The sequence below is a fragment of the Paenibacillus sp. NPDC056722 genome, assembly GCF_042790635.1.
Lineage (GTDB): Bacteria > Bacillota > Bacilli > Paenibacillales > Paenibacillaceae > Paenibacillus_AQ > Paenibacillus_AQ agri.
Genome location: NZ_JBHTYV010000001.1, coordinates 712,997 through 729,253, shown reverse-complemented (window position 1 = coordinate 729,253; position 16,257 = coordinate 712,997). Strand labels below are relative to the sequence as shown.

Genomic DNA, 16,257 nt, shown 5'->3' with positions numbered 1-16,257 from the left:
CATGGTCTTGTTCTTATTCGCCAATTCCTCTGCGGCGATGAATGAGATTCCTCCAAGGTACCCGGAAGAGTGTATCCTTAAGATTATTCAAGGATAGGGGAGCTACGGGCGAAAGATAAGGTACGCCAAAGGAGCGGAGCCTAAGCAGATGGATGCATATGACCAGCAGCCCCAGGAGAATTCCGTACAGCCCCAGAGTTCCGGCCAGGAACATTAACGGAAAGCGCAGCAACCGTGCAGCGATCCCCAGGCTATAAGAAGGGAAAATAAAGGAGGCAATTCCCGTGAACGATACAATAATCACGAGGATCGCCGAGACAATGCCCGCCTGCACAGCGGCTTGTCCAATGACTAATGCACCTACGATGCTTACGGCCTGTCCAACAGGGCGGGGCATTCGGATACCTGCTTCCCGTAATCCTTCAAAGGTAATCTCCATGAGAAGCGCTTCGATAATGGCCGGAAAGGGGACTGCTTCTCGTGAGGATGCAATACTAAGCAGCAGGTTGGTCGGCACCATTTCCTGATGAAAGGTTGTTACAGCAATATAAAGAGAGGGAAAGGTCAGGGCGATGAACGCTAGCCAGTATCGTAGCCACCGGGTGGCTGTCGAGATCATGTACCGCTGATAATAATCCTCCGGCGATTGCATCAGTCCCAAAAAAGTGATAGGCAACACCAAAGCGAACGGCGTATTGTCAATCAGTAAAGAGACTTTACCTTCTAGCAGAGCTGCAGCGACCCGGTCCGGGCGTTCTGTACTAAGGACTTGCGGAAACGGCGAATAGGTATTATCCTCGATCAATTCTTCAATATATCCGCTCTCCAGAATCGCATCGATTTTTATGCGGCCAAGCCGTGTACGCACTTCATCCAATAGCTCTGTCTTGGCGACTCCGTCCAGGTACACTAGGACAATGTCTGTATTGGACACATCGCCAATGGTTAGTGGCTCCATTTTGAGTTTATTCGTCTTAAGCCTGGTGCGCAGAAGACTCGTATTGGTACGTAGCTTTTCGGTAAAACCTTCCCGGGGTCCACGAATGGTAGGCTCAGAGGCCGCTTCTTCGACCGCTCGTGCTTCACGCTCTTTCATATCGAAGATCAGAGCTTCGGAAGAACCCTCCAGAATGAGTATGGTGTCACCGTTCGTTATGGCAGATGCGATGATACGCATCTCACTCTCTAGCTTGCTCTGGCAGGCAGATACAATGCTTTTTTGCAAGATCGCTTGGACATTGTGATGCTTGACTTGTTCATTCAGCTTGAGTTCCAATTGGCTGCGACCGTGCAGCAAGGGAGTAATGATGTGCATGTCCACAAGAGATACATCCACTAATCCGTCTATGAAAATAATAATGCCGCGGTAACCATCGCAGACCAGCAGTTCCTTGAATACGATGTCGCTTGAACGGTCAAAGTTCTCTCTGAAGAACGCCAAGTCGGCTTCGAAATTACCGCTTAGTGTAGAGCCCACCGGGGAATTCCCCCTGGATAACTGTGGGGTTGGCAGCTTTTTTTGTGATTTACGATCTCTTAAGAGCCATTTGAGCATATTTACATCCTTAGATGGGTCTGACTTGATAGTTCTATGCTATTATGCGCAATTTTCATGGAATTATATTCTTGGATAAAAAGGCGCCATAATACTCAATGAATAGCAGTAACGGGTCGATGTATTTTAGCTAAAATATGGCGAATTTTTTTTAACTCATTCTTTACAATCCATAAATTGCCACCTGTCGTTATACTAAATAAAGATAACTGTTGGAGGAATTTATAATGATTACAGAGTTAAGAACTCAAGAATTCTATAAAATAAAACATCTGACGGACCCCTGCAACAACATAGAGGTAAGGGCTGTTGCCGAAGGTATCAACCCTGGACGGGTATACATCGATCATCCTGATGAACCCGAAGCGGCTTTAATCTGGATTCAGGGCCAGTCAGATTTTCAGATTGTCGGAAATCCGCGAAGCCAAGGCTTTTTACAGGGTCTTGATTCTTATATGAGAACCTATCTTGAGCCTGAACTGGTAAAACAAAATATTCATGGGGTAGAGATTGTGCCGGAGAACAGAGAGTGGGGGGAGACGATCCGGGCGATCTTTCATCCGCGCCATCTCTCCCATGATATTCAGTATGTGTTCGGGCTCATAGAGGATAATGTACCTCCGGCACTGGAAGCTGTATTATCATCACCGTTAATCATCACCAGAATGGACAAGGAGACATTAAGACCCGGAAGGTATAAGAATTATGCTTTTCTGGAGCACAAGATTCTTCACTACTGGAACTCCATAGAGGAGTTTTTGCAGCATGGCATTGGATATATTGCGGAGTGTAACGAGAAGGTGGCCAGTGTGTGTTTTTCTGGTTTCGTAGCCGGGAGTACCCATGCGGCGGATGTAGAGACTGTGGAAGAGTTCCGGGGACAGTATTATGCTGCTGGGGCAGTCAGGGCTTTTGTTAAGGAATGCTGTCGGTGTAATTTCCAACCCTATTGGGATTGCTCTCGTGATAACATGGGCTCGATTCGGCTCGCTGAAGGTGCGGGTTTGTCTTTAGATTTTAGCTACCCTATATTCTGGTACAATCTTGCCCCAAGTAAGGAGGAATCTGAGTTCATGGAAATTCACGGAGAACAGGTGCTACTGTCGAGTCTAGCCGTTGATGATTTGGACTTTATGAGCAGTACATTATGCAACAAAAATTTGTGGTATTACGAAGAGAGTGTAGAAGAGAACAAGGCGGAAGTACGCGAGAAGTATCGGAGCAGGATTCAAGATGCCGGGAATAAGGATCATTATGATTTTGTGATTCGCAGAGCGACTGATCCTGAGAGAACACCAATTGGGATTATAAAGCTTTGGAGTTATGTTGGTTTCCGCAGCAGTTGGGAGCTTGGTTATGCTCTGCTTCCGGAATACAGTGGGAATGGATACGGGATTGAGGCCGTGCGATTACTGCTGCAATTCGCTTTTGAACAGTTGAAAGCCCATAAGGTAGTAGGAATGTGCAATAGTCATAATGAGCGATCAGCCGCGCTGATGGAGCGAAGCGGGATGGTTAGGGAAGGGGTTTTTAAGGAAGAGTTGAATTGGCAGGGGCGCTGGGTCGACCAGTATTTTTATGCGATCTTGGAGAAGGAATTCATACATAGCTAGTGAGGACTCCTCTTTTGTAGTGGATGATTGGACAATCTCATCCTCAGCAAAGGAGGTTTTTTTCTGCCCTTGTGTATAACTAATAACATATGATACTATTAACATAAGTTATTTGGTAAAGGGTGAATTGTAATGTCAATCAAACTGGCGATTTTGGGCATCCTGAGCTGGAAGCCATCCACTGGATATGACCTGAAAAAAATTATCGAGGATTCCTCGGCAATGTATTGGTCAGGCAACAACAATCAAATTTACAAGACATTGGTGCAACTTCTTGGAGAAGAACTCGTTACGAATGAAGTGCAGCATCAAGAAAGCTCACCTTCAAAGAAGATTTATACGATTACTGAAAAGGGCAGGGCTGAATTGAAAAGCTGGGTGCTCTCACCACCGGAGCTGCCGGAAATCAAGAAAGGGTTCCTGACCCAATTGGCGTGGGCCGATCAGTTAAGTCCTGCAGAGCTGGAAGAGCTACTGTCAGGATATGAGCAAGAGCTCATTCTGCAGATCAGTCTGGAGCAGGAGAAGATGCGTAGAGGACTCTTTTCCCCTAATCGCACATCCCGTGAAACGTATATCTGGAAAATGATTGATAAGAATATCATCGCCTCCTATGAGCAGGAGCTGCAGTGGGTGCAGCAATTACGCCAAGGTTTGACAGAACAGGCTTCAGAATACGAACAAGCAAAGGAGAGAACAGAATGAATTATCAAGTGATCAGCAACAACAATGTAGCCTATGTATCAGTCCTGTCCGCCGAGACGCCGCTGAGCAGAGAACAGGATGCATTGGACCTCATTGCCTTATGCTCAGAGCATGACACCAAACTGCTGATGCTACACAATGCAGTGCTGTCTGCAGATTTCTTCAACCTCAGAACAGGGCTGGCCGGCGGAATGATGCAGAAGCTCATTAATTATCATGTGAAAACTGCGTTGATTTTGGATGAAATGATTACAGAAGGCAGATTCAAGGAACTCGCTTCCGAATTGAATAAAGGAGACCAATTCAGAATGTTTGATAACACGGATGAGGCCGAGCAATGGCTTCTCCAGCAAGCTTAGTATGGACATAAAAAAGAATCTTCAAGCCCGCGTAAAGTCGCAGGGCTGAAGATTCTTTTTTTCATAAGTTATGCTTCTGAGGCAGCAGGATAAGGATTTCTGTCCCTTGGCCTAATGTTGAGCGTACCTTGATTTCACCACCATGCGCATCGACAATTGCCTTGGCAATGCTCATCCCGATCCCCGAGCCTGCAGTGGATTCTTCTGTATTGGTACCCCGGTAATAGCGTTTGAACAGATTTTGCTGAGTGATTTCATCCATTCCGGTTCCATTGTCCGCTACCTTGATGTAAGGGTCTTTATTCATTATACCTACGGTGACGTTAACCGTAATACCAGGCGGATTATGCTTCACCGCATTGGATAACAGGTTGTCCATCAGCCGCTGCAGCCAATTGTCATCTGCCTGAACATATAAGGCCTGATCTGTGCCCTCATATGTAAAATCACAGTCTGACATCGTTGCATCATTCACATATTTCAGGACAGCACGGCGTACCAGCTCTTCCAGGTCCAGCTTGTGGACTTTCATGAGCGAAGCCCCATGCTTGAGCTGATTAATGAGTGAGAAGTCGGTGATCAGCTCAAGCATATAGTCGCCTTTTTCGCGGATCATCGTGCCCATGACTTGAAGCTCCTCCTGATCCCATTGTCCAGGCTGGTTCGCCAGCATGTAGCCATACCCCTGAATAGTAGCCAGTGGTGTGCGCAGGTCGTGTGATATGCCGGACATCCATTCTTCCTGCGCGTTCTCCAGTCGTTTGCGTTCTTTCTCCGTGTGTGCCATTTGTTCAGCCATATGGTAGAACGTCTGAATAACCTCGCTGTATAGCTTGTAGCTGATTTTCAATTTACCGTTTCGCTTGAAGACTTTGCGCCTGTCCTTCTCCGTCAGCACTTGATCATAATGCCCTTGGCTCAATCGTTGGAACCAACTGACGAAGAGGATCAGTGGCTGACCATAGCGGTAGCCGTGCCAGACAGAGACGGCCAATGAGAAGACAAAGATGAATACAGCCAGCCAGTAGATCGCGCGGACAAGACTCTGGACGACAGGCTGCTTAGGGATGTTCTCCACCGCATTTGGTGAGTATAACATCCAGGTTTTTGCTGTGTGCGGATCCCGGTAGAGTGCAATATTCCTATCCGTATTGGCTGGAGCCTGCTGCATTTCCAGAATTTCCAGCGTAGCCTTGTTTGGATAAAAAGCGCTGCTCTTCCCGGCACTCTGAACGGTTGTCCCGGCTTCGTCAGTGATTTGCAAATACCTTCCGCTTTCCATCAACTGAGTGGATAGTTCGGAGAGCTTGGAGCTACTAACCAGCCCATTGTTCTGATAGCTGTTGAACAGATTGATGAGCAGATCCAGATCAGGATTCTTATAACCAAGGAGAAAAAGCTGGGTCTGTGAAAGATTAAAATCCATTTGAGAATGCACCGAGTAATCTTCGTACTTGCCTGATTCCTGTATGTTTAACAATTGGGCCACAGAGTAGGAGGAGGGAAGCGATGGGACAATGGCCGAGTTAATGTCATAGATCACATTCCCTTCCTTATTGATAATCTGCAGCCACATCCCCCGCTCTTTGAGCAGATTAATCCAGTGTGAGGGGACCTTGATCTCACCGTTACGCATTGAGACTTCTGTTGTGATGCTGGTCAAGGCCCCGTTTGGAAAATTGCGGCGTAAGTCATCGTCAATCGTTTTTTGCAGAAACATAAAGAGCAAGAACAGACCAATGGCCTGTATAAGCAGGGCATATAAAATAAACTGATAGGTAAGATGGAAGGCAATACGCCGTCTGATTTTCATGACTCCTGCGGCCCCTTTGCCAGCTTATAACCGAGACCGCGGATGGTCAGTAGATATTTGGGGTTTCCAGGGTCTTGCTCAATCCGCTCCCGGATCCGCCGGATATGCACGGGTACTGTGGAGTCATCCCCCAATCCGTCAATCCCCCATACCGCTTCATAGAGCTGGGTGCGCGTAAAGACGATCCCCGGATGCTTGCAGAAATGGAGAAGCAACTGGAAGACCTGCGCCGGGCAGGAGACGGGTTGTCCGTCTACCAGCAGCTCGCCTTCTGCTTCGTTGACGACGAAATGTCCGAACTCGTACTTCACAGCTTCAGAGCGGGGGGGAATAAGCATCACCGATGAATTCTCGGCATCCTGACGGCGCAAACGAGCTTTAATCCGGGCCACGATTTCGAGAGGATTGAAAGGCTTGGTGATATAATCATCCCCGCCCATGGCAAAGCCGGTCAGCACATCCAGGTCTGAAGCTCTTGCCGTTAGAAAAAGGATATGAGGATTGCCGTATTCTCGAATACGTGAGCAAATATCCAGCCCGCTGCCGTCAGGGAGCATGATGTCGAGCAGTACGATCTCAGGACGGACACGCCGGGCGACCTCAAGCGCCTCCCGGCAGGAAGCGGCAGTATAGATGTGCTGGAACCCTTCCTTGCGCAGCACCATTTGAAGCATAGTGATAATTGAAGATTCATCGTCTACGATGACTATTTTTATATCGTTCATTATTGTCATATATTCTTCACCCACTCTCATCGTACCATATTAACTTTAACAGAACTTGAACAGTATAGGAAAAGTAAGTACGATCGTTAATCGGACAGCTAAGCAGGGATGAGGCAATAATTATCAAGCTGCTCAGGAGCGTGTTCCAGAGTCACACTAATGGAAGTTTGTCCCAAACTCCAGAAAGCTATTGCTAAAGGATCATGAACCTGATATATTGAACTCAACTCATACGTATGAGTGAACGGCAAGCAGGACAACACGAGATGAAAGCGCTAAATCACCTGCAGTATCAGTCTTGAGCAGAATGGACGGTGCAGCCTGGCTGGCCATCCCGTGATTGCGTGTAAGGAGGCAGATATGCTTAACAAGCATGACAGTGTCCCACTGTACATCCAACTGCAGAACATTATCCGCAGCGATATCATCAATGGGAAGTTCAAAGAAGGGGGGATGATTCCTTCTGAGACGGAAATGATGAAGCTGTATCAGGTCACAAGGACCACGATCCGTAAGGCAATTGACGGTCTCGTCGATGAAGCCCTTCTGGTGAAGATGCACGGCAAGGGCACGATGGTGTGCCTGCGGGAGATGAAGCATAATATCTGGAACTTCAGCGGGTTTACCGAATCAGCGCGGAAGAAGAATGAAATTCCCGTCTCGCGTGTGCTGAAGAAGGAGATTATCAGCCTGGAAGGCAGCTCTTACATGCATTTGGTTCGGCTCCGCGGGACGCGCAGGGAGAGCAGTATTAAGTGGCTGACCTTAGACACTTCCTATGTTCCGTTGGCTCTATTTCCGGATATCGATCAATATGATTTCTCCGAGCAGTCCCTGTACCAGATTATGAATCAACGCTACAGTATTTACCCGCAGAATGCAGCCCTGGCCATTCATCCCATTAACAGCAGCAAGCGAACAAGACAGCTGTTTGAATATGAGGGGGATTTCCCGTTGATCATGACCAAGGGAAGCGTATTGGATGAGAAGGGAATCGAAGTGGAAAAGGTAGAGGTTATCTACGGGCCGAGTGTCGAGTTCAAAGTGGTTACCCATATTTAATCGCCGAGTGATCTCGGCTTTATTTTAAGATCGACTCATACGTACAACCGTATGTGTATAAATTTAAAGATAGGAGACAGATTTTATGAAGAACAAAATTCTAGGTGCATTATACGGGATGGCTATTGGTGATGCGATGGGGATGCCGTCGGAGCTGTGGGGCAGAAACAAGGTGAAGGCGTATTTTGGAACCATAACGGATTTTCTGGATGGCCCTAAGGAAAATGATGTGGCGTGCAACTTTACCCGTGGTCAATTTACGGATGACACCTCACAGGCCTTGCTAATCCTGGATGCTCTTATTGAAAGCGATTTCGTCCCGGAGAGGGCTGTGATTGGCCGGCACTTGCTGGAATGGGCCGACAGGCTGAATGCTTTTGAGAACAACATTCTTGGGCCAAGCTCCAAGGCTGCGCTGCTCGCCCTAAAGGCAGGTAAGGATGCGACGGAGTTCACTTCCAAAGCCGAAACGAATGGGGCCGCGATGCGGATTGCTCCGATCGGAGGACTATTCTTGCCAGCAGAGGTTCAGAAGTTATCCAAATTCGTGTACGACATCAGCAAGGTGACGCATTCTACGGATGTAGCTGTAGGTGGAGCGGCAATGGTTGCCGCAGCAGTAGGAGCCGCCATAGTCGACAAGTCCTGGGAGGATATTATGGCCCATGCGGTATTGGCCTACCTGGAAACGAAGGATTATGGTGCAGAGACGTACAGCGCATCGCTCCCTGCGCGGCTGAAGCTCGCACTGGAATACGCGGAGAAGTACGAAGGTCAGGACGAAAGATTCCTGCAGGTCATTTACGATGTCATCGGCAGCGGCGTAATCACCAGCGAATCAGTTCCAGCAGCGCTTGCTATTGCGTATTACGCCAAGGAACCGCAACGATGCAGCCTATTGTGTGCAAATTTGGGTGGTGATACAGATACCATCGGTGCGATGGCAACTGCCATCTGTGGTGCCAAATCGGGAGCAGATGCCATTGATCCCTCATGGAGAGCATTGATCGACGAGGCCAATGGTGTGAATCTCAGTCAGTATGCCGATCATATTCTTGCGTTCAGAACACAGCATTAATTCATTCTGATTCATTATAGGGGGAAGAAGAACATGTCCAATTCGAAGTCTGAACTGTTTATCCCGTCTGATGAAAGAACCGGAAGTCCCAAGGAACTTTTTTTCATCTGGTTTGCTGGCAATATTGGAATTCTGGGTGTAGTTTATGGCGCACTTATTGTTAGTTATCATCTTAGCTTTATCCAGTCCGTACTGGCGGCAGCCGCAGGTGCATTGTCGTTTGCACTTGTGGGTTATCTAAGTCTGTCAGGTCTCAAGTCAGGCGGAACCACCTTCGTGCTGTCTAGAGCAGTCTTTGGCGTCAAGGGAAACTATATTCCGAATCTGCTCGGTTGGCTTAGTCTAATAGGCTGGCTAGCAGTGAACGTGATTACGGGAACACTTACCCTAATGTCACTGTTCGGGCTGTTTGGTATCGGTCAATCAGCAGTATTGACAGTGATAAGTCTGGCGTTGTTTGTGGTGCTGATTCTAACTTCGAATCTCTTTGGGCAAAATGTCCTGGTCAAAGTACAGACCTTCTTCACCTATGTGTTCGGGGCATTAACCTTCCTGATCCTGGTTATTCTCATTCCGCAGACAGACTGGACAGCGTTGTTCAAGATGAGCAACGGTAACTGGCTGAATGGTTTTCTGCCGGCGCTCTCCATCATCATTGCAGGAACGGGAATCAGTTGGTCCATTGCTTCCGCTGACTACAGCGCTTATCAGAACCCGGCCAATTCCGGCAAAAAGGTATTCGCAGGTGTGACTATCGGCGCCTTTATACCACTGTTCTTCATCATGGGCGTGGGGATTCTGCTCAGTACTTCTGTGCCGGATCTGGTATCCGCTTCCAACCCAATCCAGGCCATTGGAAATGCGCTTCCGAAATGGATGACAGTCGTCTACTTCATTACAGCGCTTGGCGGCCTGATTCCGCAATGTATCATCAGCTTGAAATCGGCTCGTGTCAACATGGAGACGCTGAACATCAAGGTTAGCGATAAAACCGCTATCGCGATTCACGCGCTAATTATGATCCTCATTCCGGTCTACGTCCTGTTTATTTCAGAGGATTTCCTGATGAACTTCCAGCTGTTCCTCGGTATTCTCGGCATTGGCCTGGCAGCCTGGGCGGCGACCTTTATGTTCGACTATGTGCTGCTGAGAAGCAAGACTGGCTATGATGCAGGATTGCTGGACAATGCTACAGGCAGGGCATTTAATTATAATGGCGTAATCAGCTGGATTATCGGTGTAGTTACAGGTTTTCTGTTCACTAACTCTCCGTTCTTAAGCGGCCCGTTTGCCACAGGAATTTTTAAGGATAGCAGCCTAGGTGTGCTGCTGGCCTTTGCGGCAAGTGCCGTGACAACCATCATCTTGAGTCAGGCGAATAGAAAGTCCATGCAAGGAGGAGTATCCCATGAGTGAAAATATTCTGGATCGTGTAAAATCCGATAAAAGCCGCAGAATCCTCGTGATCGGCGCAGCTGTAGTGGATGTGATCATCCAGCTTGACAGACTGCCAAGAACGGCTGAGGATGTCATGGCCGAGCATAAAGAAACTATTGTAGGCGGCTGCGCCTACAATGTGTCCAATATCCTGAACCAGCTACATGTGAATTACAGTCTGTTCGCCCCGGTGGGACAAGGAAGCTATGGCGATATCGTCAAGGCCCAGCTGCAAAAGGACGGCGTACCCGTGCTCCTGGAGGACTTGTCCGGAGATAACGGTTGGAACCTTTCCATCGTAGAGCATGATGGTGAGCGGACTTTCATCACTATTCCTGGAATTGAAACACGATGGGCTGCACACTGGTTCGAGACAATTGATCTCGCTAGCTATGACTATATCTACGTTAGCGGTTACGAATTGGAAGGACCATCAGGCCCTATTATTTTGGACGCTCTGAGCCAGCGCAAGTCAACCGGGAAGATTGTCTTCGATCCAGGTCCGCGCGGTGAATTCCTGGAGCCATCGATTCTGGAAAGAATCTTTAGCATGGGTACGATTGTGCATGCTAATAAGAACGAGATCCAGGCCATCATGCAGGAGAATGATGTTAAGGAAGCAGCAGCCAAGCTGACCCAGCGGACTGGTGAGGCGGTTGTCGTCACCTTGGGTGGAGAAGGCACCCTGTACTGTTCACGTGACGAAGAGGGGATCGCCGAGACGGAGCCGGTGAAGGTTGTGGATACGATCGGTGCAGGCGATTCGCATACCGGCGCTTTTATCGCGGGACTTGCCAGAGGCTATTCTCTACAGCAGGCCTGTGAGCTGGGGAATGTCATAGCCGGTAAAGTAGTCCAGCAGCAGGGCGGGCGGCTGCAATTGTAAAGGCTGAACACCGCGCGCCGGGAGCCGCATGCGATGCGGAAAAACATCTTTGAAAAATCCGGCTGGAGCCTATCGCTGATCCAGTCGGATTTTTACGTATATAGCGTTACTTTTCCATGTACAATTGGGTAAACTTTAAGTACAAGGCTTGTTTATCATTCGCATATAACTGGGCAAAGGAGGGCGAAGATGAGAAATGTAGTAGCGATCTGGGCGGGGAATTTCAATTCTGAAGATGAACTTATGGCCTATTCAGAGGGTTCCTCTGGTGATGGGGTGACCGGGGGTAATTTTATAGACGAAGCAGGAATAGAGGGTCTGGATCAGGATTTTATGGAACGGCATTTTGTGAGAAACGGGGAAGAGCGGCGGAGTTTGGTGACCTACTTGCGGCATGAGTACATAGAGGATAGTGAGTTCGCGGAACAATTGCCAGCTGACCTGGAAGCCCGCCTCGCCCCTTACAATTCGGTGGTGATGGTTTACGGCAATGATTCTCCCTATGGTCCAGTGAATGAGATGCTGCTGGACAACGTCTCTTCGAATACTATTGCAGCATCGTTTCCGATGATTCTCATAGCCCGTGTGGAGTATGAGTCACTTGGGAGGTAGCAATGAAAAACAGGCTTGCCGCGGGTCTCGTTACCCGACGGGAAGCCTGTTACGTTATTCCTGTGAACAATCGTTCAGATGATTATTTCTTTGCTTTAAGGCCCATGGAATCCATCAGCTTGTGGAATACTTCAGTATTCTCGTAGATGCCTGTGAAGAGATTCGCATTTCTGCCCATAGCTGTGATAGGGATATCTACCGCTGTGTGTCCAGAGGTTGTCCAGTCTACGACAAAGTTTGCTTTGGAATTGGCAATAGCGAATGGTCCATCTTCCTTGGAGATGCCATCGCCGGACTCGTCGCCGTCGTTCACTTCTTCAATCGAGAAACCGCCGGTTTCATGATCAGCCAGGACCAAGACTAATGTGTCAGGGTTCTTCTTGGCGAAATCCTTGGCAACCTGAACGGCTTTATCCAGCTCTTGACCAGATTTAATCGTCATTTTCGCATTGTTTTGGTGTGCAAATTCATCCGTGCCTTCTTCCTCGACCATCAGGAAGAAGCCATTTTTATTCTTAGAAAGGGTGTCAATGGCTTTCGTAGTCATTTCTTTAAGGGAGACTACAGGGTTATAGATATCGCCTTCACCCTCAGGCTTTTGCTGGAACATTTCTTCATTAGCGAACAGTCCAAGCAGCTTGCCACCCTTTGCTTGTTGCAGTTCTGTTTTGGAAGAGACGTGGTTATAGCCCAATTGCTTAGCTTTTTCTACAAGATTACCTTGAGTTCCTTTGCTTTTCTCGGAAGGGTCTTCTGCAGGCTCATCCTGGAATTTACCCGGGTTGCCCGCTGGATACCAGAAATCCTCGCCTCCACCAAGCAATACATCGACTTTACTCTTCGTCAGTAGTTGCAGTGCGATGTCGCTTTGCTTCGAACGGTCTTCCACGTGCGCGCCAAAAGCAGCTCCGGTGGCATCCGTAATCTGACTGGTCGTAACCACGCCAGTGGATTTACCAGCTTCTTTAGCATATTCCATAATAGTAGGTACCGATTTCTTGTTGGCATCCATGCCGATGGCACCGTTGTAAGTCTTCACACCACTGGCATAAGCTGTGGCAGACGCCGCCGAATCCGTAACCGGAACGGTGGAGCTTGTATGGATCAGACCCGCGTAGGGCATGGAATCCATAGCAAGGTTGCCTTTTTCACCAACAGTGGCTAACCGGATGGCATTTCGTTGTGCTGTCCCCATTCCGTCACCGACAAACAGAATAACATTTTTAGTCTTGGAAGGAGCGGCGTCCGCACGATTGGTGACTTGTGCAGTTATTACGCTTGAAGCGAACAGGGCAGTTGCCGCGGTAGCAACAACGGCAGTCTTGATTCCATACTTTTTCGGTGATTTCATATGTTCCCTCCTAAAATGTTTGTACTACCAAACAAATCATAAAGAACTTTGATTATGGGAGTGTTTTCGGAATATACAAAAAGTATTAACTTCCATAGGAAGGCTAGCACCGGAACATAGACGGTCGATAGATTTCAATAATAGCGGTATATGTATTCACCAGTCCTCTTAATATTTAAAGAAGAGGGGACACCTCCTCAACTAACGGCATTTTTGTACCTTATTTTTCTTTTAAATAAGAAAATGAGGTAAATAAGGACATTGTTGTATCTTATTTTTCGAAAAAACACACTTAGTGGGGTATTTTGGAAGATTAAGGTACAATATTGCACTTAATCTCCACTAACCCTCAGTTGCAAAAGATTTAAGATACAAAAATGCCGTTAATTAGGCTTCGATGCTACTTATATAGGCACATGTTCAGAAATCGAATGATGTGAAAAATTCTTCAACTACAAGTGTACGTTCAGTATAATAAAAGAAACTATTATCTTTTTTTGCAGGAAGGGAAGAACAACGTGAGCAGACAACAGGTGTTTACAGGTTCCCCTTGGGAACCGGTCGTAGGATATTGCCGCGCCATTCGTGTGGGTAACATGATTGAGGTCGCAGGCACAACAGCGATGCAAGATGGGGAAGTTATCGGCCTAGGAGATCCTTATGCACAAACGAAGTTTATTTTGGAAACCATTGAAAAGGCTTTGAACGAGTTGGGAGCTGACCTAACGCATGTAGTACGAACCCGAATGTTTGTTACGGACATCTCCAGATGGGAAGAAATCGGGAAAGCGCACGGTGAATTCTTTAAAGAGATTCAGCCGGTAGCAAGCATGCTGGAGGTAAAGGCGTTAATAGACCCGCGTCTCCTGATCGAAATAGAAGCGGAAGCCATCATTGATTAGAATCGGGCCAAGGGATTTGAAAAAAACGATGATATTAAACATAGGGGCTATTCCGGAAGTAGATTTTTCTACGGAGGGATAAGCCCCTGTTTTTTTAAATAGTATGATAGTAGTCCCTCTTTGCTAACGGTTGACATTATTTGGATCAAGGTGTAATCTATTATAGACCGACGGTCGGTCTACATAGTGAATGGAGGAATCATCCAATGAGAATTACGAAAGAACCTGAAGAGCGTAGAAATGAAATTCTGGATACGGCGGAGAAGCTTTTTTATACCAAAGGATACGCCGGAACGACAGTGAACGATATATTGCAGGAAATCGGGATCGCCAAAGGCACCTTTTATTATTATTTTAAATCCAAGGAAGAGGTTATGGATGCTGTGGTTATGCGTTTCATCGAGGCAGGGGTGACATCAGCCAAGCAGATTGCGAGCAATCCTGATCTGACTGTCCATGAGAAGCTATTGTCCATTATTATGGCCCAGAAGCCAGATGATGACCGAAAGGAACATATGATTGAGCAGTTCCACCAACCGGACAATGCCCAGATACACCAGAAAAGCCTGGCCCAGACCATTCTTCACCTGACACCTGTGTTGACAGAGGTCATAGAGCAAGGAATACGAGAGGAGCTGTTCCGTACACCGTATCCCAAGGAATCGGTAGAGTTCCTATTGACCACCTCGGAGTTTCTGTTCGATGAAGGGATCTTCCGCTGGCAGCCGGAGGAGATCGCGCAGAAGATTGGAGCGTTCATCTATATCATGGAGACGATGCTGGGGGCGGATAAAGGCAGCTTCTCTTATGTAGCGCAGATGTTTGCACAACGGCCCAAAGGATGAGGAGATGAGAAAGTATGGGGAGAGCAAGCCATAAGTCGTTTAGACCCTTTCTGATCCTGTGGACGGGGGAGTGGATTTCCAGTATTGGCAGCGGTCTGACTGCCTTTGCACTCGGTGTTTATGTCTATCAAATGACTGGTACAGCCACCAGTGTAGCGTTGGTGACGCTTTGTGCTTTTCTCCCGTCTATCTTGCTTGGACCGATCGGCGGGGTGCTCGCAGACCGATTTGACCGCAGACTGCTCATGTTGCTGGGCGATCTGTTCTCTGCTGTTGGCCTTGTCTTTATTCTAGTGGCGATGCTGGTGGGTGATCCGCCGCTATGGCAGATCTGTGTGGGTGTAGCCTTTAGTTCAATCTTTGTTTCTCTGCTTGATCCCGCTTACAAAGCGACGATCACGGACCTTTTGACCGAAGAGCAATTTGCCAAGGCCAGTGGTCTGGTCCAGCTTGCGGCATCCTCCAAGTATCTTCTTTCCCCGGTGATCGCCGGAATTCTACTGTCTCTGTTTGACATCAAGGTCGTGCTGTTGATCGACATCTTCACGTTTCTAGTGACGTTTCTGACGATACTGGCTGTGAAAAGAACCCTCGGGACAACTCTCCATGTCAAGGAACCATCGTCTTTTGTCAAGGAACTGAAGGAGGGATGGAGTGTCTTGACTTCCACCAAGGGCGTGCTCTCTCTGACCTTTATTCTGTCGATGGTAACCTTCTACATTGGTTTTCTCCAGACTTTATTTACTCCCATGCTTTTACCTCTCACAGATTCAGGAACACTTGGTACGGTAATGTCTGTAAGTGCCATCGGAATGCTGGTCGGAAGTCTGATCATCGGTATCTTCAGTATGAAGAGCAACTATATCCAGCTGCTGGGGATCGGGCTGGGGATAGCCGGGTGGTTCTATGCTGCGGTGGGTTTGACGACGAATATTTATTTTATTGCTGGAGCGGCCTTTCTCTTCTTCACAGTTATTCCCTTCATTAATACAAGTGCTGATGTAATGATCCGCTCCAATATTCCGAATGAAGCTCAGGGCAGGGCCTGGGGAATTATTGGCATCTTGTCCCAGCTAGGTTATGTGGCAGCATACGCACTGGCCGGGGTGCTTGCGGATCGTATCTTCAACCCGATGTTACGGGAAGGGGGATTCCTGGTTACTACGGTCGGGAGAGTGATAGGTATTGGGGAAGGACGGGGGATCGGTCTGTTATTTATCGTGTGCGGCTTGCTGATTGTCGTCCTTGCCTTCTTGATTCCCAGTATTAAATCTATCACTTCACTGGAGAAGCCATAGCTGATTTTATTCAAAG

Annotated in this window: 15 protein-coding genes; 11 read left to right on the top strand and 4 right to left on the bottom strand. The window is 47.8% G+C overall.

Annotation, left to right across the window (positions count from 1 at the left end):
- Positions 1 to 13: 13 nt before the first annotated feature.
- Positions 14 to 1,477 carry a spore germination protein gene (locus ACFRAM_RS03500; protein ID WP_379464544.1) on the bottom strand — a complete coding sequence of 488 codons (1,464 nt, stop codon included), beginning with the start codon at positions 1,475 to 1,477 and terminating at the stop codon, positions 14 to 16.
- A 305-nt stretch (positions 1,478 to 1,782) separates the two neighbouring features.
- On the opposite strand from ACFRAM_RS03500, the gene ACFRAM_RS03495 reads away from it, so the two are divergent.
- From ACFRAM_RS03495 to ACFRAM_RS03485, 3 genes are all read left to right on the top strand, one after another.
- Complete coding sequence (locus tag ACFRAM_RS03495; RefSeq protein ID WP_379464543.1) at positions 1,783 to 3,168, top strand: GNAT family N-acetyltransferase; 1,386 nt, start codon at positions 1,783 to 1,785, stop codon at positions 3,166 to 3,168.
- A 132-nt stretch (positions 3,169 to 3,300) separates the two neighbouring features.
- Positions 3,301 to 3,873 (top strand): PadR family transcriptional regulator, encoded by a 573-nt coding sequence (locus ACFRAM_RS03490; RefSeq protein WP_246317197.1) that lies wholly within the window; start codon positions 3,301 to 3,303, stop codon positions 3,871 to 3,873.
- Complete coding sequence (locus ACFRAM_RS03485) at positions 3,870 to 4,232, top strand: DUF4180 domain-containing protein (RefSeq protein WP_379464542.1); 363 nt, start codon at positions 3,870 to 3,872, stop codon at positions 4,230 to 4,232. Before ACFRAM_RS03490 ends, ACFRAM_RS03485 begins: the two co-directional genes overlap by 4 nt.
- A 61-nt stretch (positions 4,233 to 4,293) precedes the next feature.
- On the opposite strand, the gene ACFRAM_RS03480 is transcribed toward ACFRAM_RS03485, so the two are convergent.
- The gene (locus ACFRAM_RS03480; protein ID WP_379464541.1) at positions 4,294 to 6,045 is read right to left on the bottom strand and encodes a HAMP domain-containing sensor histidine kinase; all 1,752 of its coding nucleotides are present in this window, start codon (positions 6,043 to 6,045) and stop codon (positions 4,294 to 4,296) included.
- Positions 6,042 to 6,770, bottom strand: coding sequence for a response regulator (locus ACFRAM_RS03475; protein WP_379464750.1), 729 nt, complete (start codon positions 6,768 to 6,770; stop codon positions 6,042 to 6,044). Before ACFRAM_RS03475 ends, ACFRAM_RS03480 begins: the two co-directional genes overlap by 4 nt.
- A gap of 360 nt (positions 6,771 to 7,130) precedes the next feature.
- Here ACFRAM_RS03475 and ACFRAM_RS03470 point away from each other — a divergent pair, with 360 nt between their 5' ends.
- The 5 genes from ACFRAM_RS03470 (at position 7,131) to ACFRAM_RS03450 (ending at position 11,845) form a co-directional block, all read left to right on the top strand.
- Positions 7,131 to 7,832, top strand: coding sequence for a GntR family transcriptional regulator (locus ACFRAM_RS03470; protein WP_379464540.1), 702 nt, complete (start codon positions 7,131 to 7,133; stop codon positions 7,830 to 7,832).
- An 85-nt stretch (positions 7,833 to 7,917) separates the two neighbouring features.
- Positions 7,918 to 8,910, top strand: a complete 993-nt coding sequence (locus ACFRAM_RS03465) for an ADP-ribosylglycohydrolase family protein (protein WP_379464539.1) — start codon at positions 7,918 to 7,920, stop codon at positions 8,908 to 8,910.
- A 33-nt stretch (positions 8,911 to 8,943) separates the two neighbouring features.
- On the top strand, positions 8,944 to 10,326 hold the full coding sequence (locus ACFRAM_RS03460) for a purine-cytosine permease family protein (RefSeq protein ID WP_379464538.1): 1,383 nt from the start codon (positions 8,944 to 8,946) through the stop codon (positions 10,324 to 10,326).
- Entirely contained in the window at positions 10,319 to 11,233 is a 915-nt protein-coding gene (locus ACFRAM_RS03455; protein WP_175372509.1) for a PfkB family carbohydrate kinase, read from the top strand. Before ACFRAM_RS03460 ends, ACFRAM_RS03455 begins: the two co-directional genes overlap by 8 nt.
- 189 nt (positions 11,234 to 11,422) lie before the next feature.
- A complete protein-coding gene (locus ACFRAM_RS03450; protein ID WP_379464537.1) occupies positions 11,423 to 11,845 on the top strand; it encodes an immunity 22 family protein in 423 nt (140 codons plus the stop codon).
- Between the two features lie 82 nt (positions 11,846 to 11,927).
- Here ACFRAM_RS03450 and ACFRAM_RS03445 read toward each other — a convergent pair whose 3' ends face one another.
- Positions 11,928 to 13,196: an alkaline phosphatase gene (locus ACFRAM_RS03445; protein WP_066362649.1), complete on the bottom strand. Its 1,269-nt coding sequence runs from the start codon at positions 13,194 to 13,196 to the stop codon at positions 11,928 to 11,930.
- Positions 13,197 to 13,714: 518 nt separating this feature from the next.
- Here ACFRAM_RS03445 and ACFRAM_RS03440 point away from each other — a divergent pair.
- From ACFRAM_RS03440 to ACFRAM_RS03430, 3 genes are all read left to right on the top strand, one after another.
- Entirely contained in the window at positions 13,715 to 14,098 is a 384-nt protein-coding gene (locus ACFRAM_RS03440; protein WP_379464536.1) for a RidA family protein, read from the top strand.
- Between the two features lie 206 nt (positions 14,099 to 14,304).
- Positions 14,305 to 14,943 carry a TetR/AcrR family transcriptional regulator gene (locus ACFRAM_RS03435; protein ID WP_379464535.1) on the top strand — a complete coding sequence of 213 codons (639 nt, stop codon included), beginning with the start codon at positions 14,305 to 14,307 and terminating at the stop codon, positions 14,941 to 14,943.
- 14 nt (positions 14,944 to 14,957) lie between these two features.
- A complete protein-coding gene (locus ACFRAM_RS03430; protein ID WP_379464534.1) occupies positions 14,958 to 16,241 on the top strand; it encodes an MFS transporter in 1,284 nt (427 codons plus the stop codon).
- Positions 16,242 to 16,257: the final 16 nt, after the last annotated feature.